The organism is Deltaproteobacteria bacterium, assembly GCA_020845775.1.
Taxonomy (GTDB): Bacteria; Bdellovibrionota_C; UBA2361; order SZUA-149; family JADLFC01; genus JADLFC01.
The window spans coordinates 1-25,452 of the sequence record JADLFC010000153.1 but is presented as its reverse complement, the minus strand read 5'-3'; the positions used below and the strand labels follow the sequence as shown (position 1 = coordinate 25,452).

Sequence of the window (25,452 nt, the reverse complement as noted above, 5' to 3'; positions counted from 1 at the left end):
TAGTTATTTGCGATCTCTTAAAAAGATAATATTGAAAGGTGCTCCGCCACCTTCGTCCTCAACTAAAAGAATGCTTCTAATTTGGCCGCTCTCAAATGTTATAATGTCGCTCGTAGCAATGACTTCACTGGAGTCTTTCGGCGTAACTTGAATCTGGTAATCACCCTCCAAGCCCGTAACGTAATCCGAATCTTCGCTAAAACCTAAATCACTAACGGTTGGAAGAACCATAGATAAGTCAGAATCATTAGGCACGACATACACGTCTATATCAGGAGCACTTGGCGCAGCATTAACAAAGCGAAGCTTAACTCTGGAAGACTCTGGTTTTGCGTTGTCGTCAAGAAGAAGTAAGCCATCCATTTCGTCAGTATAACCCAAGGAAATGAGCGTATAATGCTCGTCCTCTCTTAAAGAGTTGCCAAACGTAAAGAAAGTCGTGAACGAGTCTGAAGCGGTTAGTTTAAACTCCTCCGCTTCTTCATCGATCTCGAAATAGTCAGTTGATTCTAAATATCCAACTCTTTCAAGAATCGCTTCCTCGTCTAGCAGAAGATCTACTGAAGGTGCATCGGGTGAAGCTTGAACGAACCGCAGTTCAGGCGCCTCGCCATCGCCATCTTCCTCGTCGCAAGCCGCAAGAAGTGTAAAAATTGACGTAAGTAACAATAATAAAATGCCGCGTCTGAGATACATAACAACTACCTTTCATGGGAGTACATAGACTATAGTAAAATTTACCCCACCATTATATGATATTACATATTATATGGCTATGCTAAACTCCCCAATAATTAATAAATCTGAGGTCTCCTATGGTTGAGCGCAATTCTATCCATTATGGCAAGTTATTCAGCGCAGCAGTAGCTCTTGTCTTATCGCTGTGCATGGGAACAAGGCATGAGGCATTTGCAGAGGACAGAGCTTTGTTTTCTGTGCCGATCGCTCTAGAGCCTTGGGTGGACTGGGTAAAAGAGAGGCACCCTGAATGGAATTGTGCCAAGAACGGAGGAGTCTTTCATTGCGTTTGGCCGGGCGTGCTACAGTACGAGCTCACTAATCATGGCGCAAGATTTGCACTCAAAGTTGAACTGCAGAGCAAGGAAGCAGTGATTTTGCCGTCAAGGCAAGGCATATATCCCCTAGCCATTGATGTTATTAATGAAAAGGGCGAAAGAGTTGAGCCATCCTTGGATGTGCGAAACGATTTTGTCTACGCGATTCTGCCGGCTGGTGTTTTTGATATTAGTGGCGAGTTACTGTGGGATAAATTGCCGCCCGAAATTCCTTTGCCAGAAAGCTATGCGCTAGTGAGTGTCGATAAAACCTCTCTTCCTGGTAATATTGAAATCAAGAGGCAGAGGGATAGGCTGTGGGTAGAGGAGGCACAGCATGGCAAGGAGGAGACGATTGGCGAAAGTATAAAAATAGCAGTAATGCGCCGAATTCGCGATGGCTCGCCCATGCAGGTCGACACTCTTTTAAAGTTAAGAGTTTCAGGAAAAAGGCGTCCATTAGATTTGGGCAAAGTAACGCCCCTAAACTCCTTACCCGTTGCTATCTCCTGTGCCCTGCCGCATTATTTGTCATCGGACGGCAATTTGGCGTTGCAGCTTAATTCTGGCGAGTACGAAGTAAATATCTTATCCGTTATTGCTCAACCGGCTGGCGAAATTCTGCTTCCCACTGCAAGTTCTACGTTATGGCCAACGGAGGAGACAATTGCCTTTGTCGAAAACACTGCTTTTAGAACAGTTGAAGTGTCGGGTGCGCTGGCGGTGCATGCAAGCGCTACCGAGCTTCCTCCTAGCTGGATGGCAGGGGCAGTATACGCGCCTAGTTCTGGTTCCAAGCTAACATTTAAGGAACTAAGAAGGGGTATTCTAAAACCTGAACCAAATGAATTAGATTTACAGAAAGAAATTTGGGTTGATCTAGATAATGGCGGATATACCGCTATGGACACATTTTCTGGAAGTATGCACCAAGGGTTTCGCCTTAACGCTCTTGCGGGAACGAAGCTGGGGCGGGCGAGTGTAAATGGAGTTTCTCGCCTCGTTTCTCGTGATGCAAATAGTGGTTTATGGGGTGTGGAACTTAGAGATAGCAATGTGCAGCTACAGGCAGTTTCGCGCTATGAAAATGGCTCTCAGTTATCGGCTGTTGGTTGGGATACGAAAGTTGCAAATTACAGTGCATGGCTACATTTGCCGCCATCTTGGCTTTTGTTTGCAGTACATGGCGCGGATACTAAGGGGAGTGCGTGGGTGGAGTCATGGAGTCTGCTAGAGTTGTTCCTTTGCTTTCTTGTTACCTTAACGTCATTTAGGTTGTTTGGGTCTGCGGCTGCTATCGTTGTTGGTTTATGCTCGGTTTTAAATCACGATGAGTTCCTGGCTCCGCAAATGCTATACATTCATCTACTTTTCCTCGTGGTCTGGCGCTCAGTTTTAAGTGACGAAAAATCGCCATGGCATTATGCCTGTCGCATATTGCTGTCGGTTACTTTTTTAGCCCTAGTCATTCAAAGTCTTGCTTTTGCGAAACTTCAGTTTACGCAGTTTCTATTTCCGCAACTTCAAAGTGGCACGCGCCACAGATCCTTTATGCAGGATCTTTTTGCAGGGATAGAAATGACGCCTCTAATATGGCCAGCAATCCTTTTTTTTGCTGGGATTCTGCTAGCATGGATTATATCAATGGTTAGAGCTAAGGACATTAGGAGCAGAGTCGCAAAAACTGTTTTGTACGGTTTTCTATTTTTTGCTTCTATGCCAGCTGTTGGATTGCTAATAACCTTTAGATTGAGTTCTGACGTCTACAGTCGATCGGACTATTATCGAGCTAAGTCGATTGAAAGTCCCGGCTATGGCCGCGCGGCGAATCTAGGTAGTGCAGCGTCCTCGTTTGGGCCAATGGAAAGGTCGCTTTCTGCTTCCCTTTCGTCCGGAGGAGCTGAAATGGAGTCCGATAGTGATGTTGTACAGGATGAGGATGATGAGGCTCGAGCTAAGAAGGATAGTTCTGAAAAGGGCCTCTCGCTTACAAGTGGACCAGCGATCCCCACTTGGCATTGGCGTCGTCACAATATTGTGGCTGCCGGGCCTATCCTTCCACAGCATCAGTTAAGCATTTTGCTAATACCCGCTAGTGTGATGCGCTTCATCTGCGGTGTGCGTACGGTGTTGATATTGGTTTTAATGTTTTTGTTATTAAAGAGGATTTGGTCTAGGCCGGCTGAATTGGTAGTATCTCTAGCGTCGAAATTTAGTGCTAAGGCCGCTTTGGTGACAGCTTTGCTGCTGCTGGGAACGGTTTCGCCTACGAAGGCGGATTTTCCAGGGGATAGCATGTTAAGCGAGCTTGAGAGGCGTTTTGAGGAGAATTTGTGCAAAAACGATGTTTGTGCGGTTATTGAAGTTGCAAAGATTGAGCTATCGTCAGAGGAATTTAAGTTAAGCTTGAAAGTCGCGAGCGATGGCCAAAGTGTGGTGACAGCTCCTGGCCCTCTCGAAGTACTGCCTGTGCAGAAAGTGCTTTTAAACGGCAAGGATTACGTAGCTCTTAGGCGCAGTAGTGATGGATTTTTGGAAGTTAGAACTAATGCAGGCTTAAACGATATAGAAATTACAGGGCCGCTCCCGCAAACAAGTGCGTTTTCTCTAGAGTTTCCAGCTCGTCCTTTGGTCGTTCACGTGGAGTCTCCCAAATGGTTCGTAGAAGGTTTGTCGGCTAGTGGTTTTGTGGCGGGAGGTCTAAGATTTACAGCTAAGGATCGTGAGGAAGAAGTTAATGCGAGTGAAAAATCTCTCGTTAAGCAAAAGGAGAAGTTATTGTCGTGGGCAGTTGTGCGGCGCTTTATTGCTATAACTACTGAGGATGTTAAAATAGAAACTCATGTCGAGCGTTTGGGCGAGCTCGCTGTGGAAGACACTTTAAAGGTTCCGCTGTTTGCCTCAGAACGCGTGCTTTCGGGAAATGTCAAGGTCGAAGGCCAATATGTCTATCTAGGATTTGCTTCTGGAGCAAAGAGCGCTAGGTATAGCAGCGCATTGGGGAGAGATGTCATGCCACTAGTATTGCAGGCTAGTGCAGAGAGAGGGATAAGCGAGGAATGGCAAGTGAGTTGTAGTGTGAACATTCATTGCGAAGTATCCGGACTTAATCCAAGCGGGACTCTGGCTAATGGCCAGGCGCGTTGGTCTTGGTTGCCTTTCCCATCTGAAGAAGCAAAAGTGAGCGCCTTTTCTCTTGAGACGGCGCAGGGAGACACTCTTACGATCGATAACCTGAATCACGACGTCAAATGGGGCACTCGCTTGCTAACCGGGAAATTGCAGTTGGAGGTGCGTGCTACCCAGACTAATGCTCTAAATATAACATTGCCTGAGGAGAGCGAGGTTGAAAATATATCGGTCGACAATGTTTCCGGAGCTAATATTCAGAACGGGTCTAGTAATCAGGTTTTGCTCAGTCCCGGAACTCATGTCGTAGAAGTGTCGTATCAGCAGCCATTTTCAGTGGCCTTTTTCCAAAAGGTGCCTGGTCTTTTATTGGACAGGGAGGCCAATAATGTAAATGTTTCGGTATCTCCAAATGGCGAGCGTTGGATCTTATGGGCGGGCGGAGCTTCCTGGGGGCCATGTGTTGTCTACTGGGCCAAGCTAATCGTCGTGGTGCTAATTTGCGTAGGTTTAGCTAGCGCTGGGATTTTATCAATTGGCTTAGTGGATGCTATTCTTCTTGGCATAGGTCTTACTACATTGCCAGTAATATATTTATGGATACCGCTACTATGGTTAGGCTTAACTGTGGCGATGACTAAGCAAAAGGTGTTTTTTAGACAGTTAGGCGTTACTATTCGAATTGCGTGTTTTATAGCGATAGCTTTTCTCTCTCTAGTAATGTTTTATGAGGTAGTAAGAGTGGGCTTAGTGCTTCAGCCTCCTATGCTTATTGTAGGAAACGGCTCTGCTTATAACTATCTAAAATGGTATGTTGATCGCACCTCGGGCGAGTTATTGCGTCCGTGGATATTGTCGGTGCCGCTCTATTATTGGCGCATCTTTTCTCTGCTGTGGGCGATGTGGTTAGTTGTTAGATTAATCGCGTGGCTTAAGACTTCTGTTGTTTTGGTGAAAGATGAAATTGCTGTGGCCAGATCTACTGAGAAGGTAGGGTAAAGTGAAAAGTAGTGCCCTTGCCTATTTCGGAAGTTAAGTTGCACGTCCAGCCATGCTGGTCGAGAATTTTTTTGCAAGTCGCTAATCCAATGCCGGATCCTTCGTATTCGTCTTTGCGATGGAGTCGTTTTAAGGGCAAGAAGATTTGTTGAAAAAACTGAGGATCTATGCCAATTCCATTATCTTTTACAGTTATGTGCCATTGGTTGTGTTCTTGGTAGGAATCTATTTCAATGGTAGGGGTCGCGTTTTTGCAAAACTTGATGCCGTTAGAGATTAGATTCTGAAAAAGTTGGCCGAGGCTCGTCTTATCGCCGCATACTGTGGGCAATTTGCCAATTTGCACTATGGCTTTTTTGTCTTCTATTACAGCATCGAGAGAGGACATTACATCGCGAAGTGTCGCCGATAGATCTACCTGTATCATTGGTTTATCCGTTCTCCCTGCCAAAGCGTAGTTGAGGAGGTTTTCTATCAGGTCAGTCATCCTAGAGGTGTTTCTAATAATTCGGGAAATGAGTTCAGCTCCACGTTCATCGAGCCTATCGGCGTACTCTGCTTGAAGTAGTTCCGCAATGCCGGATACTACTATTAGCGGAGACTTTAAATCATGGGCAGCGATGTGGACGAATTCTTCAAGTTCCTTTTGTTTGTTTCTTATTAGGGCCTTTAGTTGGGCCTTCTCGATGGCGTTACTGACTGCGGAATTTAGTGATTTGGTATCAAGGCTGCCCTTAATGAGATAGTCCACTGCGCCGCGCTTCATGGCTTCAACAGCCACCGACTCGTTCCCCTGGCCAGTAAGCATTATGACTGGAATTTCGATTTTCTTTTCCGATAGTTCTTTTAGGAATTCTAAGCCATCCATGTCTGGCAAGTTGTAGTCGAGCAAAATACACTGAGGTTTTTCAAGTGCCGCTAGATTCAGGCCATCCTGAGCCATATCTGCCTCTAAGAACGAGATTGGAGAATCGTGGGACTGCTTTCTGAAATATCTTCTGTATAGCTCCCTGTCCTCTGGGCTATCGTCAACTATTAGAATAAGTCTCGAAGGATGCTTGGTCGTCATTTATGTAGTTTTTTAGTGCTAGTTTTGCAAGTTTACGTGACTTTTAAGTCTAGTTTGGATGAGCAATATCCCGCTAATGATGCCAGCATATTACTGCATAACGATAGTTGTTTTCACAGTAACTATGCGCCGATTAGCATCAATACTGCTTGATTATGTTGCGGGCACGGGTTATTCTATATAGAAAAATAGATCAATTCAGCAAGTTTGTAGTTCTGTTTTGGGCAAGCGGGATAGTTCTTTTGCATGAAAGACAAGGACAAGCTTAAAATACTGCTCATAGAGGATGAAGAAGTAGTTAGACTTGGCTTAGAGGACAATTTGCGCTGCGCTGGCTACACGGTAATCGCGTGTGGCAACGGCAGAAAAGGCTTGGAAGAGTTTAGCAAGTCTCCTCACGATTTAGTTATTCTCGACGTGATGATGCCTGAAATGGATGGTCTTGAGGTTTGTCGGCAAATTCGCGCATTGGGACGGCAGACACCCATCATGATGCTTACAGCTAAGTGTTCCGAGGTCGATAAGGTAGTGGGGTTGGAGCTCGGTGCTGATGACTATTTGACTAAACCTTTCGGCATAAGCGAGTTATGTGCTCGAGTAAAGGCACTGCTGAGGAGAGCTAATGCTTTGCCTACAAATGAAAACGCAACATCGCCATGTCAGAGGTTAAGAATTGGCGAGGTCAGTATAGATTTTAAGGCTTATAGAGCGACAAGGGGTAAAAGGGAGATAATCCTTTCAGCAAAAGAATTCGAGTTGTTGCGATACCTTGCTAGCCAACCAGACGTTCCCGTTACTAGAGATCAGCTCTTAGATAATGTCTGGGGCTATAATTGCTACCCCACTACGCGCACAGTCGATAATTTTATAGCACGCCTTAGACATAAAGTTGAGGTGATCCCAGAAAAGCCGCGCCATATATTAACGGTTCACGGGGTTGGGTATAAGTTTGTTCAATAATTTCAAGCTTTTTGATTAAAAGTTTTGTGTTTTGCCGATGCGCCAATTATTGATTTGTCGTTAGTTATCACAATTTAGTTTTGCGGCGTATTTATTTGTGTTATAAAAGCAATGTGTTCTCCGATGCTAACATAAAGTTTTTAGAATCCGTAGTCTGCAAAAGGCGTCGGAAGAGGTAATGGTGAAATTCTTCTCGGTTGAGATAATTTAGCTGTTATAGCTTAGTGGTAGGATAATAGTAGCCAAATGGATAGATATCAAATCCCATTTTTGGAGAGCGCAGTTCTTAAATGCTCAGATGTTGAGGATTTATTGGACTGTTATCTCGATAACGAGATGATTCCGCTATTAAGAGAGCGATTTAATTCACACCTCGTGAGTTGCGCCGAGTGTCGCGATTTGGTTAGCGATTGTAGCCACATAGTCGAAGTGGCAAAGACTTTGGATGATGTGCCAATTCCTTCTGAGGTGAGCTTGAGATTGCGACAGGCACTTAGGGAGGAGTTAGGATATAACGTGATTCCTCTCCGTCCCAAGCTTTCGGTGGTTAAACCCTAAATAGCTATCGTGAGTGCGGCTCAATAGTTATAAGTTTCCGATCGTCAAGTGTTTTCTAGCAATTCTGCTTGTTTTCGACATTGCTGTAGCGGAACCTTCGTCAAAAACTAAACAAGTTAAGGAAGGAAAAGAAAAGTCGGCAAAAGTCGATGCCAAGCAGTATTCCACTGATCTCTTTTATGGGAAGTTAACGTTCATACATCCCGAGAATATTTCGATTATCGTGGAGCCGATTGATGGGACGCCAAAGCGTCGCATCATTTATCTAGACGAAAAGACAATGTACATGGATGGGAAAAAAACTGTTACGTTAAGTTTCCTTCAAATCGGACAGCGCATAGCAGTGCGCTCTGTGTCTGAGAATGGTTTCCACCTAGCCGATCGAGTTTTTATAGTTCAGGGAGAATTTAAACCCGATGAGTTTTTAAAGATCAGGCGATAGCCTTAGTCAAAATTGAAAACGGTCTGCATCATTGCAAAGGCAGGCGCGAAAAGCGTAACCGCCATATCAAACGCGAAATTTTTACACCTGAGCTCATATTTTTGGTGTACACGGACAATCTAACCGTCGATTATCTATCATACAGAAAGTCAGAATGAAAAAATTAACAGTATTTTTTAAAAGGAGAAACTCAACATGTGTGACCTAAACATTGCTTTAAATCGAAACCCTATAAACATTCGTAGCTTACCTCGTAACTTTGACCCGTCATATGGACCGAATGTAATGGGGAGACTTCCGGTGTCATATTTGCCTAAATTGTTCCCTGCCGGACAGGGTAAACCCATTGGTATTATTGGCAATAATCCGTGTTTGCCATCTCTAGATCGCGAAACACCCTCAATTCGCGATGTGCCGAAGCTTCTCGTCGAGCTACTTGGCGTCTTACGTAACTTAGTCGACAGAATGGGTGGAAATACTAGCCCGCAGGAGGTCAATATGCCGCAAACCATGGATAATAGAGGATGTGTTTGTGGAGATGTCCGGCAGCAAGGCGTTGACCCAGTAGCGATTGAGCAGCAACCTCGAGTGGAGACTCAAACTCAAAACCGCTCCATCGGAGGAGTCATTTGGGATGGCGTCAAAAAAGGAGGCGAGTATATATTGGACAAGATTCTTAATGGCAACTATCTGACGAGTGGGCTACAAAAAGGATGGGAAATGCTTAAGGGCCTATTTAAATGGTAGACAGTATTCAACTTGTCAGTTTTGGAGGGCGTGTTGTTGCGACACGCCCTATTTCGTTATACCGTTTCCAAAAAGTAAAATATTTAACTTACTTTTTGGAAACGGTATAACTATGCGTTCAAGATAGTCTGTTGTTAGTGGCTGGCTAGTGATTTGCGAGGAAGGACATTGCCTAAAGGTTGGTTTTTTTGTGCCGTAGCTTTGGTATTTTCTCTGCTGTTGTTATTTGGCGGGTATGTTGAAGTTTCGGCCGAAGAGATTGTTGTGGATTATGGGGATCCGGGCGATGTTAAATTTTTTCGATTGGCGTCCAGCCAGAGGGCCAGGGTTCAGGTGCATGTAGCTAGTGTTGGGGAAGCATTAGATGGAGTGAGAATTTCGCTAAGTGATGCGGCAAATCTGCAGAAACACTGGATTGCTCCTGTCGATGCGGCTGGGGTAGCGAAATTTTTGGATGTTCCGCCTGGGAGTTATAAAGTAATATTGCGGCTGCCATCGACCCTTGGTGAACAGACTACGGTTTATGTTGGCGATGTTACAATTGATCTCATGGAGTAACGCTAGGTGGTTATGTTAGTTAGGCTTAGTCTTTCTATGCTCGTTACCTGCGTGGTCGGGTGTTCTTTGCAGAACGGTAGTGATGTCGGGCCCGTTGCTCGTTCTGGTGAGTATAGGGTTTCTGTTAGCAAGGAAGGACGTGCGCTAAGTAATTTTGAGCAGGAACTGGTGCACAGAGTGCAGGTAACGCAGCGCGAAATTGATGCGGTGTTATCGAAATGGCCGGCTCAGTTAAACTTTCCCTTTAGTGGTGTTGTGGTTCCGTCTGGCGCAAGTGGAGTGCTTGGTCTTCGGGTAGTTTTTGATGTGTCGCATACAGCAGGTGGCTTTACGTGGGGGCTTGCAAGTGGAGATTTAATTACAGCGGTTGGTACTGTGCCAGTTGTAAAAATGAATGATTTGATAAAGCTAGTTTCTGAGCTTCGTAGCAATCGTCGAGCGTCTTTAACGGTTCAACGGGATGGCGTGCCACATAAAGTTTTGTATTATCTAGTTCATGGCGGATGACGAAGAAAATCTTAGCTAATCATAAGCCAAAACTTCGCTGGCCCATAAATATAGAGTATTCGGAAATAGAGGGTCAAAAGGCCGTTGTGTTAAGCGATAAATGGGGTATCGCTAGCAAGCCCGCAGCTTTCCCGTCGTCTTTGTTGCCTGTTATCGCGAGGTTTGATGGGGAGAATTCTATAGCCGATATTGCGTTACAGGGGAGGAATTATGGCATTACAGTTGAGTTAGTGACTCAGCTTGTTGAAGCACTCTATCAGTTGCAGTTTTTGGAAGCAGAAGATGTTAGGGTCAAGTGGCGGGAGTTAAAGGAGAAATATAGAACCATTGGCGTTAGGAAAGAGGCCTTAGCGGGGACTATATATCCTCAAGATCCAAAGGTACTGCGCCGTGTATTAGACGATTATATTGCTAGATCGAAAACGACAGTTTTAGATAGTGACTTTTGTAAAAAGGCAATTGGCTTTATAGCTCCACACATAGACTATACCAGAGGTTGGCAAACCTATGGCGCTGGTTTTGCCGCACTTAAGCAGACTGCTAGACCAGATGTTATTTTTTTGTTTGGCACTTCTCATCAGCCCGGGGAGGGCTTTTTTTCTTTAACTGACAAGGACTTTTCTACTCCTCTTGGAATAGTGCCCGTTCACGAGGCAACGCTCGCGACTGTCTTGTCGAAATATGGAAGAGATAGGGCTTTGTGCGATGAAATACTTCACCGCGACGAACACTCTATAGAACTTCAGTTGCCGTTTTTGATGCATTGTTATTCTAATGGTGGATGTCCGCCGATAGTTCCAATTTTAGTTGGGTCGTTTCACGAGTTTTTGCGCGGTGATGGTTTGCCGACTACCTCGAGTGAAGTTGAGGATTTTATAGGCATAGTAGCCGATACTGTCAATAATCTTCGCCGGGAAGGTAAGAAGGTCTTGTTTTATGCGGGGGTTGATTTTGCTCATGTTGGTAGACATTTTGGTGACAGAGAACCTATGGATCGAAAAAGCCTTGCCGAGTTAGAGGCGAGAGATGGGGAACTAATAAGGTCGATTCTATCTGGAAAATCCGCTTCTGTTTTTGCACATGTAGCAAGTGATTTGGATAGGCGAAGAATTTGTGGCTTTCCGTCGCTTTATAGCATGCTATCAATAATGGAATATGCGGGCATCGAAGCAACTGGCGAGTGCATAGAGTATAGGCAGGCTGTCGAAGAAAAAAGCGATTGCACTGTAAGTTTTGCGAGCATATTGCTTAGAGAAAAAACTTGTTAGGCGCAGAAGTACGTGAACTGATGGATTTAGTAGCGCGGCTTGGAAAATTTTTTTGTGTAGTAGAATAACAGCTCGTTACCCATGTGATCGCTAACTCGAAATTCGTATCCCCAGGATTGTTCTTTTATTTCACTTATGTTTTCGAGATTTTCCGCAAATGTGGTTCCGTCTTTATTGAGTTTGATGTATTTTGCTCGCAATAGCTCATTTCTCGAGCGTATTTTTGAGTGAAGTTTTTTGAATCCATTCCTAACCCGTATTATGCCTAGATTAGTGGATCCTTTATGAGTAGATGGCCCCGCTATCTCTTGCTCTGTGCCAGAAAGATTAAAGAATACTTTTCTATTGTCTGGAAGCAGGAAACCATCAGCTTTATCTCCTTCGGCGGTATCGGTTCTATTGTAGATTGGCTTAAAATCAAGAACCTGGATATAGAATCTAATGCTCCTTTCGATATCAGTTGATTGAAATGCGAGGCCTTCTAGATTAATCAAAAATTTATCGTACAAAGTTTTTCGCTGTATAACCTTACCAGAAATTGCCATAGTGGAAATTACTACTGCGGTATATAAGACAAAAAGCAAAAAAGCTTGTGCAATTTTGGGTAGTGTTTTCATGAATTTATTGCATTAATTTGCCAAACAAATATAGTTTATTGGGCACAATGAAATGAACCATTATTGGTATTATCGTTAAATACTAACTGAGTTGCAATGCTATTAATAGAGAATAATAAATGCTGCGTCGTGCAAGTGGCTGAAGTGCGAAGGTGGGGAGTTATAAAGTGATGCGCGCTTTCCCCTCTAAGCTGCTAGTGTTTGTTTCTCTGGTCGGGTTGGCTTGCTCAATTTACCTTTTATTGCATCACATAAATATTAATACTGGCTTACAGCTTGGCAGCTCGTTTTGCGCTATTAGCGAACGCATCAATTGCGATACCGTAGCGATGAGCCAGTATTCATGGTTTCTTGGGATTCCGGTTGCAGGTCTTGGTCTCATCTATTATTGGGCCTTATTTTTGTTTTCATTTTTTTCTAAACCTGAGTGTGATGAAGAGAGAAAGAATTTTGCTGATATTCTATTAGTTGCCTCCTTGTTGGCATTGCTATCAACGCTTGTGATGGCCAGTATCTCGCTCTTTGTTATAAGTAGTATATGTATTTTTTGTGTAGTTCTTTACTTTAATAGCCTAGGGCTTTGTGCAATTACATATGTGGCTAGAGATAAGTCTCGCTCTGTCGTGAGCGGATTAGCAAATGGCTTAAAGCTACTAATCGGGTTTCCGCTCCGTCTATTTAGTGGAGCTCCTCAGACTAGGCGTGCAAGAATTAGAAAGTTGAATTTAAGTGCTTCCTTCTTATTTGTTACCTTGGCAGTTGTAGCTAGTCCTGTTTATTTTAAGAAGGGATCTATTAGGGGAAGGGAGGATGAGGTTTTGAAAAAGGCTGTAATTGCAGGTTGGGAGAATCAGCCTTATCTCGATATAGAAGCGCTTAGTTTTGTTTCGGATGTTATTCCCGATTTTGTAAAAGGGAGTCCTGATGCCAAGGTAACAATTCATGAGTTTAGCGATTTTCAGTGTCCGCACTGCAAGCGAGCTTCTGAGGTTTTAAATAAAGTCTTTGCGAAATACGGCGGTGGTGGAATCAGGATAGTTTTTAAGAATTTTCCATTAGACCAATCTTGTAACCCTAATATAGACAGGCCAATGCACCGCCTAGCATGTCGTCTAGCTAAAATATCTCTTTGCGCGGGCATGCAGAAGAGCGACTTTTTTTGGGAGATGCACGATGCCATATTCTCATTGTGGAACGTATCGGAAGCTGGAGTAGACGAATTGTTGTCAACGAAATCTCGAATTGATAAGGATCGGCTATTAGAATGCGCAAATGGTAAGGATGTGGAGAGCAAGTTGGCAAGCGATATTCGCTTAGGTATGGAGCTAAAAATAGGTGCTACACCAACTATTTACCTAAACGGGAAGCGACTCTTTATGGTCGATGAAAAGACCTTAACTATTTTGATAGATTATATTTTAAAAGATAAATAATGAAGGTTGCATTGTCAGATTTGATTTTAAGCATCGAATAGGCGGCCGATTTCTTTAATCTTAAAGCAAGCTTCGATTATTAAAGCAGATGTTTCGCCAAGATTTAAGTCGAGTTCAAATATCTCCGCGCTAATGCTTGGCGCGCTGTACCGAACTTTACTTGAGCCACTCTGTAGGTTAAACCTCAAGTCAAGTTTTGGAAATAAATGACTAATTTCCATTGCAACTGCAATGAACTGATCTTCTATTTCCTCTTCCATTGCGTTTTCAAAATCATCTATGTTCATTTAAAACCTATTAAAAAAAATGAGAGGAAGTGCTAGTGACTTACAGCCTTTTAGAATAGAATTTTTAGAAAAAGGTTTCAAAATTTATTGTGCATTTTTATGTGGAAAATCGCTGCCTTAAAATCCTTAAAAGCTTTTTTATACGTAGTTGCTCTATTGGCGATGTGGGTTGTAGCAGAAAGGTTTGAGTTGTTGCCTAATGAGTGGATTGATATTGGAAAGTTGATATTGGGTTTATCGTTGTTTATTCTTGGGCTTCCTCTTTCTTTGCTGTTTCGCGTAGATGTGCTGCGTCACTATGGTTTTGCGAACAGCGACCTTGCTGTGTTAACAATTGCTAGTTCCGTCGTATTGCTCAATTTCTTGTTGATAAACGGTCTAAGAGGGTATTTTGGGAAACGCTCTAATAGCGAAAAAACCGACAAGCGAGTAAGCCATCTCGATTAGCGGTTTTAACGACAGCATATCTAAAACTTGGCCTAAGCTGCAATGCTTCGCAATTCGTGTTCTATCTCGCTCGTTAGCCTATCGATAGTTGGTTCCCACTGGTAGGGCTCTAGAGGAGGTATGGGTTCCGAATCTAGCAATGAATGGATACAGTCATCCATTATGATTAGGTCTCTTCTCATTAAATCGTATGCTTCGATCATGGAGACCTTATTGCCAGTCTTTACTAGGTCGTTAGCCTCAGCGATGCGAGTTTCTAGCGAAGAAGTGATCTTTTTTAGCATGCTTAGACAGTCAGCTGCTTTGCGTGGAACTCGCCCGACCGAGGTGAGCATCTCCTCCTCAAAAGTCTTCATGCGATGTCTTGCTCGGCTCAGAAGCTCTTGGGTATCGATAATGCGAGCTGCAATTTCTTGGGCAAATATCTTTTCTGGTTTGCTGCCAATTATTCTCATATGAATAGCGCAAACGGCCGAAAAAACTGCAATGACGCCTAATACTATTGCCGCAGTTGTCTGAAGTTTTGGATCTATTTCCTGCCCCAATGCCCCCCTAATGTCCCCATAAATCACGAACAACATTCCAGCAATAGCTATTAACGCTACTAAGGTGGCGCCGCCATGTTCGCGTAACTGGCTAGAATTATAATTCTGGCTATTGCCCAGGAACCTATAATTGGCCAGATATTCTCGTCTTGTATAAGACCTCTTTTCCATATCTATCTAGCAACCATTATGATAATAACTAAACCTTACAATTACTTACGCTATTTAACGACTTCATCTACCCTAAACTTACACTATTTCATCCGAGCTGTATAATAACCCGGCACGCAATGTGTCAAATAGCCTGTAATAATATCATAAAAATCCACTAAGTTGCTTCAGTTTTTACTATTAGGACTGTAATTTACTATAAATATATCACTTATTTCTTCCTTAAGAAACCTATTGGCAAACTTTCTAAAACATCATTGAAATATCGAATTCTTTTACTGCTTTTCTCCATCCACCGGTTTTTATCCAATGATTTAAATAAGATATGCCTGGATGTCTAGCTTCTAATTGCTTAAACTCGACACCGTGAATGACTCTGCGGCCCCCTACTATTTCTGGCTTTCCCAGTACCGCATGGCACATCTCGTGATAAAGCAAAGGTGGCAAAATATCGCAGTATTTCGTGCTGGCAAGAGCCTTCGCGACGCTAACTTTACGATTTATGTAATTGCAAGAGGCCAAACAGTTTCTATTGCTCCTATTGCTCCAGCCAACTCTGTAGTCTAAGAGCTGATAATTCTCGGGAAAATAAGCCTCTTGCAGCTTTTTCCACAGATCTGGCAACGAGCCGCTCTCAGGTCTGGCAATTATGTCGGGTTTTGTCGGTAATATAGTCCGCAGTGCTTCGAAGAGTTTTTTAAGCTTGGTATACCAATTTGTAGCCTGTGCAATGTCCTTGGCGCTTTTCTGATTGCATGTACGGGTTTTAATAAAGAGCAAGGAATAGCTAAAAATTGCTGTTTCGACCCAATCTGGACAAGTCGAATCAAGAAGATTTGGATATATGTCGATACAGTATGAGCGAGAGGTTTTTTTGGCTGAGGCTTGAACGACGACTGGCTCAATAACGTGTAGCTTAAGCCGAAGGCGAACAAAACTATATGGATGGAAAAAAGTGCGCAGTCTAAGAAATCTCTTTGGGCAAAAGTTAAGAGCGGGTAGCATTGGCATGCTGAGTAGTTAGGAAATCACATACAGCGTTATTGAGTATACGTTATTCAATTGAGTCTAGGTTGAAAAGAATTATTTTTTGAGTCTCTTTAATGTCAAATAATTCCGAAAGCACAGTAGATGTAGAGGAAGATTCACTCCTAGAAAACGACTCGTTTACTGAGGAACAGTATGTCGAGCGCGTCGAACGAGACATAGAGAAAGCTGGTAAGGAATTTAAACGAAAAAGTGCACTTAGCGAAAGTTCACAGCAGGAGCGAAAGAAGCGGTTACAAAGCTGGAACGTGGCTATTGATATTGTTAAGCAGTTTCGTCCAGTTCCTTCATCGGTATGGCGCCTAATTTATCAGGTCTTTGGTCGCGAAAATGGGCTGACAGAGAGCACGCCGCTAAGTTTTCATACGGTTAAGTTATTAATTACCAAAGCGGCACAGGACGAAACGCTTGCCATTAACCATGCTAAACCAGATGGCATAGATATTAAGGCACCGAGCTATAAACTCACCAAGGCGGTGATGGACATTGGAATCGATGTTGCCGCTGCTTGTTGTTATTTGCATGCCATCAGTCGTCGCATCGATTCTTTAGTTGACGAAAGAATATGGCATCCATTAGTGGATGATGCCCTGCTGCGCGCTAAGATTGGACATTTTGTGGGGGGCACGCTTCCGCAATTTGGATATGGCAGAGGAATGCTCGCTGGATTTTCGGGACGGGCTGGGCTGGTCATTCAGATTGCAACTGGCACTAAGAAACAATGTACTCGGGCATTAGAGCACATGGCGAGAGGGGTTCCTATGCGCAATGTATGCTTTAAAATATATGGATGCGATCCACTGGAAGTTGCGGCGATTAGCTTGGTTGCATCCGGTTGCGGCCGCGATTCTGCCTTGGGTATTGCTGGCGCATCCATGAAAAACAACACTGTTGTATCGGATCCTAATCAGTTCCTGTGGCTTGCAGTAACGAGTCTAGTGGAGCATTTGCGGATGGGAACGCCAAGTGAAGTAGATGAGAAATGCTGGAATGCTTTTGGTTATAGCGATAAGCGCCGAAAAGATATCATCGAAACCATTCGAAGGCTTCAGAGAAAAAAACACGGATGGAATTGGATAACGCTGACGCAGTCAGCCATGGAAGTATAGGAACTGCATCGCTAACCTCTCTCAGGCTCACCTACACACCCGCCATTCTTACCTACATGTTTTCCTTACATCAAACGCTCGACTGCTTTTACTACAGAATCGACATTTGGTGCCATCAACTGCTCTAGGTTTTTGGCATATGGATAAGGAATGTCTAGTCCGGATAGCACAAGAACTGGTGCATCTAAATAGTCAAACAGCGTTTCATTAATGCGCTGCGCAATGAAGCTCCCAACACTTGCCTGTGGCCAAGCTTCCTGAACTACCACCGCTCGATTAGTTTTCATTACTGAAGTAGTTATCACTTCTTCATCCAAAGGTCGAAGAGTTCTTAAATCAATAACTTCAGCCGATATCCCATGGCTACTAAGTTGTTCTGCAGCCGACAGGCACGTTGGCACTGTCTTGGACCAACAAAATAGTGTTACATCACTTCCGCTTTGCCTAATCCTGGCAGTGCCAATATCTATTAGGTAGTCGGGATCATCTGGGACTTCTCCTTTTACGGAATACATTGCTTCAGATTCTATAAACACAACGGGGTTGTCATTGCGCACAGCCGATTTTAGCAGGCCCTTAGCATCAGCCGGCGTTGATGGCATTATTACTATTAGGCCTGGAACGTGCACAAAAAAACTTTCCAGGCTTTGTGAATGCTGTGCCGCAAGCTGATGAACGGAGCCCCCAGGACCACGAAAAACGATTGGCAATTTGTATTGCCCAGCAGACATGTAGCGCATTTTTGCCGCTGCGTTAATGACCTGATCGATTCCAATCAACGAAAAATTAAAAGTCATAAACTCAATTATAGGCCGAAGGCCAATCAACGCAGCGCCAACGCCTACTCCCGCAAAGCCATTTTCTGAAATCGGAGTGTCGACAATGCGGCGTTCGCCAAAGCGTTTTAACAAGTCGCGCGATACTTTATAGGCACCATCGTAGTAGCCTACCTCCTCTCCCATTAAAAATACCGATTCGTCGCGCTGCAATTCTTCGGCAAGTGCTTCGTTTAGAGCTTCACGTATACTTAATGTGCGCATAATAGTTAGATTTCACTAAAAAAGAAAAACTACTCGACTCTAGCTAGACGTATGTGTAGTAACCCACCTCTTCCAAGGGTGGCTCGGGAGATTCCTCAGCAAATTTGACTGCGTCGAGTATTTCGTCGTCAACGCTTTGCTCGATATCTGAAAGTTTTGCTGTGAGTTCGGGGAAATTACTTCTAACACGAACTTGCGCTATATTTATCGGGTCGCGCTGTTTCCAAGTGTTTAATTCTTCTTTCGTTCTGTATTTAGCCGGATCTGCCATGGAATGTCCTTTATAGCGATAAGTCTTAAACTCTAGCAAAAATGGTTGGCTCTCACTTCTTACGTAGTCTATAGCCTGGGCGGCAGAGTTGTAACATTCAACTACGTCTGTGCCTTCTACGGTTGCTCGCGCCATAGGGTAACCCAATGCGCGAATAGACGCATCTTCAGTGACAAGCGTTCGCGATAGCGGAGTGCCCATGGCGTAAAGGTTATTTTCAACGACAAATAATACCGGTAGTTTCCACAATGCGGCTAAGCACAATCCCTCGTGAAATGGCCCTATGCTGACTGCGCCGTCTCCCAAAAAACACACCGTGACCGCATCTTCTCCTCTGTATTTTGTCGCAAAGGCTAGCCCAGTAGCAACTGGCACATGCGCTCCTACAATTCCATGTCCCCCGTGAAAATTCTTGTCGGCGGCAAAGAAATGCATGGAGCCACCTCTTCCTCCAGAACAACCAGTTTGCTTGCCGAGCAGCTCGGCCATGCCTTCTCGGGCAGTTCCGCCACGCAGGAGATAGTGAGCATGAGATCTATACGCACTAATCACGTGATCGTGTGATTCTAACTTAGCTATTACACCTGTTCCTACAGCCTCTTGGCCAATGTACAGATGCAAGAAACCACCTATCTTTCTTTCCGTATATGCCTTTTCAGCCGCCTCTTCAAAGCGACGGATTAGCAACATGTTGCGATATAATTGTAACAGTGTAAGTCCATTCATAGGCACTTTCTTATGAGAATATTTAAAGAATAACAAGTGCAGAACGCAAAAGTCAGATAGTGCACAAAAGACATGACACATTGCGAGATTGAAACACTTAAGAAGTGGGCTTTTCTTCATTACCGCTAAGTTCCGAGTCTTGAACCCGGAACGCTAAGTGGGTGCCACAGATCGACAGCAATAGCCATCTATCAATTAAATCCTTTTGCCCTCCGCTCAGGGCGGTACGACAGCTGGATTCAGAGGCGGCTCCCGGTCTTTAAATTATCGGTTCAAACATGAGACTTAAACGATAATGAAGTTTAAAGCCCACTATCATTCTATCGCTATAATTGATCCTTGTCTATGCTTGAGCCATAAAGTAGGGCAGAGTAAGAGAGCGTTAAAAAGTATTGCGATTTATTATTTAAGAAATAGCTTCTGTGAAATTAATTCTTGAGTGCACTAAGGAAAAATATACTACTAGCTATTGATCCTAGTTTGCGTGCTTCGGGTTGGGCCGCGTTTTGTCTGCGGAGTGCCAAGCCGATTTGCGTTGGCGTAGTTTCTGCGCCAGGCCCAGCTGAATTGTTGTCTAAAAGACTAGATGCCTTGCAGTCGAAACTAGAGCAGTTGTTTGATTCTTTGGAGATGGCTAAGGGGGATATATTAGTGTGCGAAGGGCCAGCGCCTCTGGTCTTAAATCCGCTGAGTGCGTTAAAAGTAGAGCGCGTGAGGAGTATGTTTGAAACTATTGCGCGCACGCGAAAAGTAGATGTGCCAGGTCGTTTAAATCCGAGGACTGTCCAAACCGAACTGCTTGGCTTGCGAGGTGCGCAGTTACCTCGTAAGAAAGTAAAGCTTATAGCACGTCAAGTTGCAGAGCGCTTATATGGCGACAATTTGTCTAAACTGTTTTTGAATAATGGTCACGTAAGTAGCAAGCGACAGCTACCACAAGACGTAGTTGACGCTGTATTGGTAGGTGTGTCGGTTCTAGCTAGGATTCAAGTTGCATGTAGCACAGGCATGAAGTTAAATGAATTGTTTGTACCTAAAAACTCGAAAAATATGGCAGAGAATAAGTGCTCGTCACTTGGTTGGTCGGATGCTGAAATTGGCAGGATGTTAAAGAGCCGAAGGCTTGAATAGTTAGGTTGTTTTTAAAATGTGTCACAATTTGCCAAGAGGCTTCGCGCGCTTTTTTTTGTTATTATTGGTTTTTTCCGCAGTAAACTGCATATCGCCATATCTTGCAAACGCAGATAGCGGCGCTAGAACTAATAGACTTCGCATCTGTACGCAAAACCTAAATAATTTTCAAGTTGAGGGGCGAAAGAGGCCGCATAGTTCCGTTGAAAAACACGTGCAATTTCTCCTTCAAAGAATGAAAGAAGCTTCTTGTGATGTAATTGCGGTGCAAGAAGTAGGCGGTGCGACTAAGCGCATAGCCCACTCAAATCTCGAAATATTATCACAAGCTCTTAGTCGCGACACTGATAGGAAGTTTAATTCTTATGTTGGAAAAAGCGATGATGGTTGGATTAGCAATGGCTTTATTGTGGCAGATGACGTCGGTAAATTTTTGGATTTAAAAAGCCTGACGGGGGCGAACTTGCCAAAATTGCAGCCTCTAGGTAGATCTCACCGCTTTATTCGCGGGCCTGTAAAGTTAGCGATGTTGGTTGGGAGCAAAAGGGCAAAAAATTGGAAAAAGTTGGTTTTTTTTAATATGCACTTAAAATCAAAAAGCAATTCTTGGAAAGATCCTACAAAGACAAGTTTTGAAACTTTGAGGATGGAAATGGCAGAAGCTTTGCGCATTGCAGCTGAGAGAGAGGAAGAAAAGGGCGAAGGAGATCGCCAAGTCGTAATCGTGTTAGGCGACAGGAACAGCGATGGCGACAGCGCTTCGGCTGATATACTTGCCGGACGCCTTTTTCTGGCGGATTTTTCAACGCCGTCAAAATGCATGCTGGACTCCCAGTTGCGCTCATCGTGCAGCAATGTGTCTAGGCGTTCTCCTTTTCTAGTTTCGTTGTTTGGGGAGGAAGGGTTTTCACCCAGTATGTTACAGAAGCGGGGAAGTTATATGTATAAGGGAAAGCCATATTGGTTAGACGATATTCTCGTGGCGAAGGATGATTTTAGGTATTTTCAGCGTCCCGATGGAAGTATGGCAATAGGTTTGGAGGGGCAGTTTAATGTTGGCAGCGATCATAAGCTGTTATGGGCGGAGATGGGTTGGTAGCGCAAGAGGGAGTTAATACTTGATATGTGGGTAAGAGCATCGTCTCGTTTAACGGAAAGCACTTGGCAAATTACTACTGCAGTTTCTAGTCATTTGTTTGTGAATGCAGAGAAGAGCGCATTGGTCGATTCGAGCATAGCGGCGATAAGTGCTGAGCTGATTGATGCGGTAAATGAGCACCTTGGGCCGGATAGGGAACTAGACTATATTTTAATTAGCCATGTTCATTTTGATCACGTAGGTAGCTTGGTTGCGCTTAGAGAGGCTTTTCCTTCGGCAAAAATGATTGCTTCTCGACAGAGTGCTAATATTATTTCGGAAGAAGCTGTGAGGACTGAACTCTTTGAGCGGAATCGCGAGGCGTCTAGGGCTTTAGGCAGGAATTTTGATTTTAGTCGCGACATCTGGGATGCGGCATTGGAAGCTGACGAAATTGTTCGCGATGGAGATGTGTTAGAGCTTGGTAACGGTGTAATTGTAAAACTTATTGAGTGTCCTGGTCATACTGTTGATTCCTTAGTGTATTACGTTTATCCCGATGAGGTATTTGCTGGCAGCGAAGCACTGGGCGGATATGCTGGCAAAGGGAAGTATCTGTGGAGTTTTTATTCGAGTTATGAGTCGTATTTAAACAGTATCGAAAGGCTCTCATCTTTGGCTGCAAAAGCCGTTGTCTTTCCTCACAATGGGTCTCTAACTGGAGACATGGCTCGAAGGTATTTTTTTGAGCTTTCGGCGAGTGTGAAAAAATTTGCTGAAGACGTGCGCCAGTCAATTGCCAATGGTGAGGTGAGAGAGGAGATAGTTCAACGATTGTTCGTAGAGTGGAAGGCCCAGGGGATAGCGCCAGATGGCCCGTTCATCCCACCGCTGGAAGAAAATCTTCGTGCAATGGTAAGTCTAATTCTAGAGTCTCCGTAAATAGGTAAATTGCTATGTAGAATGGATGCAAAAAGTGAACAAACCTTTCTCTTAAGGTAAGCCCTTTTGTTATACCGTGTATGTCATTTTTAGATGCTGTTTGCCGAGAATTGTTTTATGGCTTTCAAAAATGGAGGACAAAACGCTTCGCATGAAGGATTATTATTGCATGTTTAAACTTTAAAGACTCTGCCAAATGAATAGCGCAGAGATTTACGTTTCCACTGACATCGAAGCAGATGGCCCCATCCCGGGACAAAATTCTATGCTCAGTTTCGGCTCCGCAGCCTATGAAGCCGACAAGACCTTAGTTGGCACTTTTTCTGCCAACTTGGAGCAGCTCCCCGAGGCAAAAGAAGATCCGCGCACTATGGAGTGGTGGAAGAGTCAAGCCCAAGCTTGGGAAGCTTGCCGCAATGATCTTCAAGCGCCCAAAACGGCTATGGTAAATTATTTGGCCTGGCTAAAGAACCTTCCTGGAAAACCCGTTTTTGTGGGTTATCCTGCTGCCTATGATTTCATGTTTATCTACTGGTATCTAATCCGCTTTACCGGAGAAAGCCCTTTTTCTCATTCCGCTCTCGATATCAAAACCTATGCCATGGCTCTGCTAAAAACCGACTATCGCAAATCGACAAAAAAAAATATGCCGAAACACTGGTTTGATAATTTCAGGCACACGCATAAGGCCTTGGACGATGCGACAGAACAAGGGGCATTGTTTTGCAATATGTTAGCAGAGAACTTAGACATTTCTCTCACTTGATAGCTTGTATAGAGTCCCAAGTGGCAGGGAAAATTTGTAACGCCCTACGGGTCTAATTGTTGGAATAGACTTCTCCCTTGTGCTAAAATTAAAGACTGGCTTCGGACTAAATTTCACAGTTCCCAGGAAGTATCAGCGAGGATGTAGCATGAAGCGGTTACTTGCTTCTAAGAGGGCATTGATGGGTCTTTATTTCGCCCTCGGCTTTATTGCATTCAATCTCGTTGTCCTCGTGGAGGAGGTTCTCTCCCAGACCTCAAGCGCTACTACATGGCAGCAGGTGCCAATAAGAACTAAGGCACAGGAAACTAAGAATCTTCCAGGTGGAGAAGGCTATCAGCAAATTTATAATATGGCTTATGCTCCGTCTAATCCAAATACCATATATTTTGTTGTTGACACATCTCAGGTATGGAAGAGTACTGACAGCGGTGACACTTGGCAAATGAAACACAATGGATTCCTGGCATCTGGTGGATATAGTCTCGCTGTCGATCCAAACGATGAAAATATTGTTCTTGTTTATGGCAATAGAATGTCTAGTGCAGATTTAAGCGGTTCAGCAAAAGGTATCTATAGGACAACAAATGGGGGAAATACATGGTCTCTGGTGCGTTCAGCAGCCATTGGTCATAGTCCTGGTAGTGGGCGTGGAGGAACTAATATTGCCTTTGTAGATAGCAGTAATGTATATGCGGGTTCGCAAGGTGAAGGACTTTTAAAATCAACCAATGGTGGAATCACATGGTCTTCTGTAAATTTAGGAGCAATAAATGGCGATTATATTTACGATGTTAAAATACATCCAGATGATTCGTCTGTTATGTTTGTGACAAGTTTTACAGATAATAAGGTATATAAAATAACTGCCAGTGGGTCTTCTATCACACAAATAGGTGCGGGTTTGTCACAGCGCCCCAGATCGATGGCTATCAGTGGCAATGATAATGGGAATCCTAATGATGATATTATATATGCAGCCGTAGGAACGTACGGCGTGTATAAGTCTACAAACAGCGGCACAAATTTTAGCGCCAGCAATAATGGATTATCAAGCCCAATAAAGGAAGGGGCAAAAGCTATGTATATAACAGTAAGCCCGGCTGACCCTACCTACCTTTATGTAAATTTTGACAAAGCTATCTATTATTATTCACACAATAGCGGAGCTAACTGGTACACGCCAACAAGCATGGATGAGCAGAATGTGGACGGGTGGGTTAGTGGTTCTCTGTCTGGAGATTCTGCTTCCTGGGGGAACTGGTGGGGAGGTCCAGTAGTTGCGCATCCAAGCAATAAAAATATTGCCCTTACGATGGGAGGCCATGACGATGTTAGAAAGACTCTGGATGGGGGAATCAACTGGAGATATTCTAATAGTGGTTACTCCGCTGCAAGAACGGCCGACCGTGCATCATCTTCTAGCATAATTCCTTTTAGGTGGGATATCAGCGATCCAAGCAGAATGGCGATTTTTTATCCTGATGCTGGCCCATTTTTTTCTACAAATGGTGGTACTACTTTTAAAGCATTAAAAATACCATGGTATTTAGGGGCAAAGACGACCCTGGCAGGTGATATTGAACCCGTATCTGGTTCTCAGGTTATTGTTACGGCGGTAGGCGATTGGTATCGCCAAAAGATCGCTGTGACTAGAAATGCAGATGTAGCAAGTCCTTCCTGGACGTTCGTAGAAACAGGCGCTGGTAAGTATTATCCATTTATTGCTTTTAATCCACAAAATACCAACATTATCTATGCAGGTGAGTATAAAAGTAATGATAAAGGATATACATGGTCATTACTCTCCAGGCGAGTAGTTGCCATGTATAAAGGAAATGGAAATATTGTTTATGCTACTCAGACGTCAGGCAGTTATACAATAATTTATAAATCAAACGACGGGGGAATAAATTGGACCAGCCCATATCCACAAATCCCAGCAACTTCTGATGTGGGGCAGATCACAGTCTCTCCAAATAATCCAGACAAACTATATGTAGCAGTATCATCTAGAGGAATATATATAATTAATGGCTCAAATTTATCCTTAAAAAATGATGCCAATGGTCTGTCTAAGGATCGGTTTAATCAAATATCCACTCTATATGTAACGGTAGACCCAAATAATCCTAATGTTCTTTATGCTGGTGCATGGGTGTTTCATTTGGGGAATTCAAACGGAATTTTTCGTTCAACAGATGATGGGAATACATGGACAAACATTACCGGTAATCTTGGCCCTGAATTTAATGTATGGTCTCTGGTTGTTAATCCGCATGATAGTTATATTTATGTTGGGTCTCATGCAGGTACCTGGAAACTCCCGCCGCCGGGGACTAGCAACACCGATGCAATTGCACCTAGTGGCTCCCTAAGTATTAACAATGGCGCTGCTAGCACGAGTTCCTCAAATGTAAACTTAAACCTCTCTGCTACAGATAACGTTGGTGTAACTGCTTATTACGTCGCTAATTCTTCAACGCCACCGCAAGCAAATTCTTCTGGTTGGGTAGGTGTTAGCTCTAGTACCAGTTTTAGCAAGGCGGT

General features: G+C 43.8%; 24 protein-coding genes. 16 read left to right on the top strand and 8 right to left on the bottom strand.

Annotated features, from left to right (window positions below):
• Nucleotides 1–3: 3 nt before the first annotated feature.
• A complete protein-coding gene (locus IT291_10080; GenBank protein ID MCC6221574.1) occupies nucleotides 4–696 on the bottom strand; it encodes a DUF4397 domain-containing protein in 693 nt (230 codons plus the stop codon).
• Nucleotides 697–815: 119 nt separating this feature from the next.
• On the opposite strand from IT291_10080, the gene IT291_10075 reads away from it, so the two are divergent.
• Entirely contained in the window at nucleotides 816–5,183 is a 4,368-nt protein-coding gene (locus IT291_10075) for a hypothetical protein (GenBank protein MCC6221573.1), read from the top strand.
• Here the strand turns inward: IT291_10075 and IT291_10070 are convergent.
• Complete coding sequence (locus tag IT291_10070; protein ID MCC6221572.1) at nucleotides 5,164–6,252, bottom strand: response regulator; 1,089 nt, start codon at nucleotides 6,250–6,252, stop codon at nucleotides 5,164–5,166. The two genes, IT291_10075 and IT291_10070, sit on opposite strands and share 20 nt — an antisense overlap.
• Before the next feature lie 246 nt (nucleotides 6,253–6,498).
• On the opposite strand from IT291_10070, the gene IT291_10065 reads away from it, so the two are divergent.
• From IT291_10065 to amrB, 7 genes are all read left to right on the top strand, one after another.
• Nucleotides 6,499–7,212, top strand: a complete 714-nt coding sequence (locus IT291_10065) for a response regulator transcription factor (GenBank protein MCC6221571.1) — start codon at nucleotides 6,499–6,501, stop codon at nucleotides 7,210–7,212.
• Nucleotides 7,213–7,458: 246 nt separating this feature from the next.
• Nucleotides 7,459–7,770, top strand: a complete 312-nt coding sequence (locus tag IT291_10060; protein ID MCC6221570.1) for a zf-HC2 domain-containing protein — start codon at nucleotides 7,459–7,461, stop codon at nucleotides 7,768–7,770.
• Nucleotides 7,771–7,783: 13 nt separating this feature from the next.
• Nucleotides 7,784–8,212 carry a hypothetical protein gene (locus tag IT291_10055; protein ID MCC6221569.1) on the top strand — a complete coding sequence of 143 codons (429 nt, stop codon included), beginning with the start codon at nucleotides 7,784–7,786 and terminating at the stop codon, nucleotides 8,210–8,212.
• 195 nt (nucleotides 8,213–8,407) lie between these two features.
• The gene (locus IT291_10050) at nucleotides 8,408–8,959 is read left to right on the top strand and encodes a hypothetical protein (GenBank protein ID MCC6221568.1); all 552 of its coding nucleotides are present in this window, start codon (nucleotides 8,408–8,410) and stop codon (nucleotides 8,957–8,959) included.
• Between the two features lie 153 nt (nucleotides 8,960–9,112).
• Complete coding sequence (locus tag IT291_10045; protein ID MCC6221567.1) at nucleotides 9,113–9,517, top strand: hypothetical protein; 405 nt, start codon at nucleotides 9,113–9,115, stop codon at nucleotides 9,515–9,517.
• A gap of 12 nt (nucleotides 9,518–9,529) precedes the next feature.
• Nucleotides 9,530–10,024, top strand: a complete 495-nt coding sequence (locus IT291_10040; GenBank protein ID MCC6221566.1) for a hypothetical protein — start codon at nucleotides 9,530–9,532, stop codon at nucleotides 10,022–10,024.
• Nucleotides 10,021–11,292 carry an AmmeMemoRadiSam system protein B gene (gene amrB, locus IT291_10035; GenBank protein ID MCC6221565.1) on the top strand — a complete coding sequence of 424 codons (1,272 nt, stop codon included), beginning with the start codon at nucleotides 10,021–10,023 and terminating at the stop codon, nucleotides 11,290–11,292. Before IT291_10040 ends, amrB begins: the two co-directional genes overlap by 4 nt.
• Nucleotides 11,293–11,318: 26 nt before the next feature.
• On the opposite strand, the gene IT291_10030 is transcribed toward amrB, so the two are convergent.
• A complete protein-coding gene (locus tag IT291_10030; GenBank protein ID MCC6221564.1) occupies nucleotides 11,319–11,909 on the bottom strand; it encodes a hypothetical protein in 591 nt (196 codons plus the stop codon).
• A 167-nt stretch (nucleotides 11,910–12,076) separates the two neighbouring features.
• On the opposite strand from IT291_10030, the gene IT291_10025 reads away from it, so the two are divergent.
• Nucleotides 12,077–13,342, top strand: coding sequence for a thioredoxin domain-containing protein (locus tag IT291_10025; GenBank protein ID MCC6221563.1), 1,266 nt, complete (start codon nucleotides 12,077–12,079; stop codon nucleotides 13,340–13,342).
• 26 nt (nucleotides 13,343–13,368) lie between these two features.
• Here IT291_10025 and IT291_10020 read toward each other — a convergent pair whose 3' ends face one another.
• A complete protein-coding gene (locus IT291_10020; GenBank protein MCC6221562.1) occupies nucleotides 13,369–13,629 on the bottom strand; it encodes a hypothetical protein in 261 nt (86 codons plus the stop codon).
• Between the two features lie 99 nt (nucleotides 13,630–13,728).
• Between IT291_10020 and IT291_10015 the strand changes: the two genes are divergently transcribed.
• Nucleotides 13,729–14,076 carry a hypothetical protein gene (locus IT291_10015; protein MCC6221561.1) on the top strand — a complete coding sequence of 116 codons (348 nt, stop codon included), beginning with the start codon at nucleotides 13,729–13,731 and terminating at the stop codon, nucleotides 14,074–14,076.
• A gap of 32 nt (nucleotides 14,077–14,108) precedes the next feature.
• Here IT291_10015 and IT291_10010 read toward each other — a convergent pair whose 3' ends face one another.
• Both IT291_10010 and IT291_10005 read right to left on the bottom strand, forming a co-directional pair.
• Nucleotides 14,109–14,792 carry a hypothetical protein gene (locus tag IT291_10010; GenBank protein MCC6221560.1) on the bottom strand — a complete coding sequence of 228 codons (684 nt, stop codon included), beginning with the start codon at nucleotides 14,790–14,792 and terminating at the stop codon, nucleotides 14,109–14,111.
• Nucleotides 14,793–15,038: 246 nt separating this feature from the next.
• A complete protein-coding gene (locus IT291_10005) occupies nucleotides 15,039–15,803 on the bottom strand; it encodes a SprT-like domain-containing protein (GenBank protein MCC6221559.1) in 765 nt (254 codons plus the stop codon).
• A 92-nt stretch (nucleotides 15,804–15,895) separates the two neighbouring features.
• Here IT291_10005 and IT291_10000 point away from each other — a divergent pair, with 92 nt between their 5' ends.
• Nucleotides 15,896–16,948, top strand: coding sequence for a hypothetical protein (locus IT291_10000; GenBank protein ID MCC6221558.1), 1,053 nt, complete (start codon nucleotides 15,896–15,898; stop codon nucleotides 16,946–16,948).
• A gap of 65 nt (nucleotides 16,949–17,013) precedes the next feature.
• Here the strand turns inward: IT291_10000 and IT291_09995 are convergent, their stop codons facing one another.
• Nucleotides 17,014–17,988 carry a pyruvate dehydrogenase complex E1 component subunit beta gene (locus IT291_09995; protein MCC6221557.1) on the bottom strand — a complete coding sequence of 325 codons (975 nt, stop codon included), beginning with the start codon at nucleotides 17,986–17,988 and terminating at the stop codon, nucleotides 17,014–17,016.
• 43 nt (nucleotides 17,989–18,031) lie between these two features.
• Complete coding sequence (pdhA, locus tag IT291_09990; GenBank protein MCC6221556.1) at nucleotides 18,032–18,985, bottom strand: pyruvate dehydrogenase (acetyl-transferring) E1 component subunit alpha; 954 nt, start codon at nucleotides 18,983–18,985, stop codon at nucleotides 18,032–18,034.
• A gap of 435 nt (nucleotides 18,986–19,420) precedes the next feature.
• On the opposite strand from pdhA, the gene IT291_09985 reads away from it, so the two are divergent.
• From IT291_09985 to IT291_09965, 5 genes are all read left to right on the top strand, one after another.
• The gene (locus IT291_09985; protein MCC6221555.1) at nucleotides 19,421–20,116 is read left to right on the top strand and encodes a hypothetical protein; all 696 of its coding nucleotides are present in this window, start codon (nucleotides 19,421–19,423) and stop codon (nucleotides 20,114–20,116) included.
• 16 nt (nucleotides 20,117–20,132) lie between these two features.
• Entirely contained in the window at nucleotides 20,133–21,215 is a 1,083-nt protein-coding gene (locus tag IT291_09980; GenBank protein ID MCC6221554.1) for a hypothetical protein, read from the top strand.
• 24 nt (nucleotides 21,216–21,239) lie between these two features.
• Entirely contained in the window at nucleotides 21,240–22,136 is an 897-nt protein-coding gene (locus tag IT291_09975; GenBank protein ID MCC6221553.1) for an MBL fold metallo-hydrolase, read from the top strand.
• A gap of 196 nt (nucleotides 22,137–22,332) precedes the next feature.
• On the top strand, nucleotides 22,333–22,902 hold the full coding sequence (locus IT291_09970; GenBank protein MCC6221552.1) for a 3'-5' exoribonuclease: 570 nt from the start codon (nucleotides 22,333–22,335) through the stop codon (nucleotides 22,900–22,902).
• Nucleotides 22,903–23,050: 148 nt separating this feature from the next.
• Nucleotides 23,051–25,452 (top strand): hypothetical protein (locus IT291_09965; GenBank protein MCC6221551.1); only part of this gene is annotated, 2,402 nt, incomplete at its 3' end.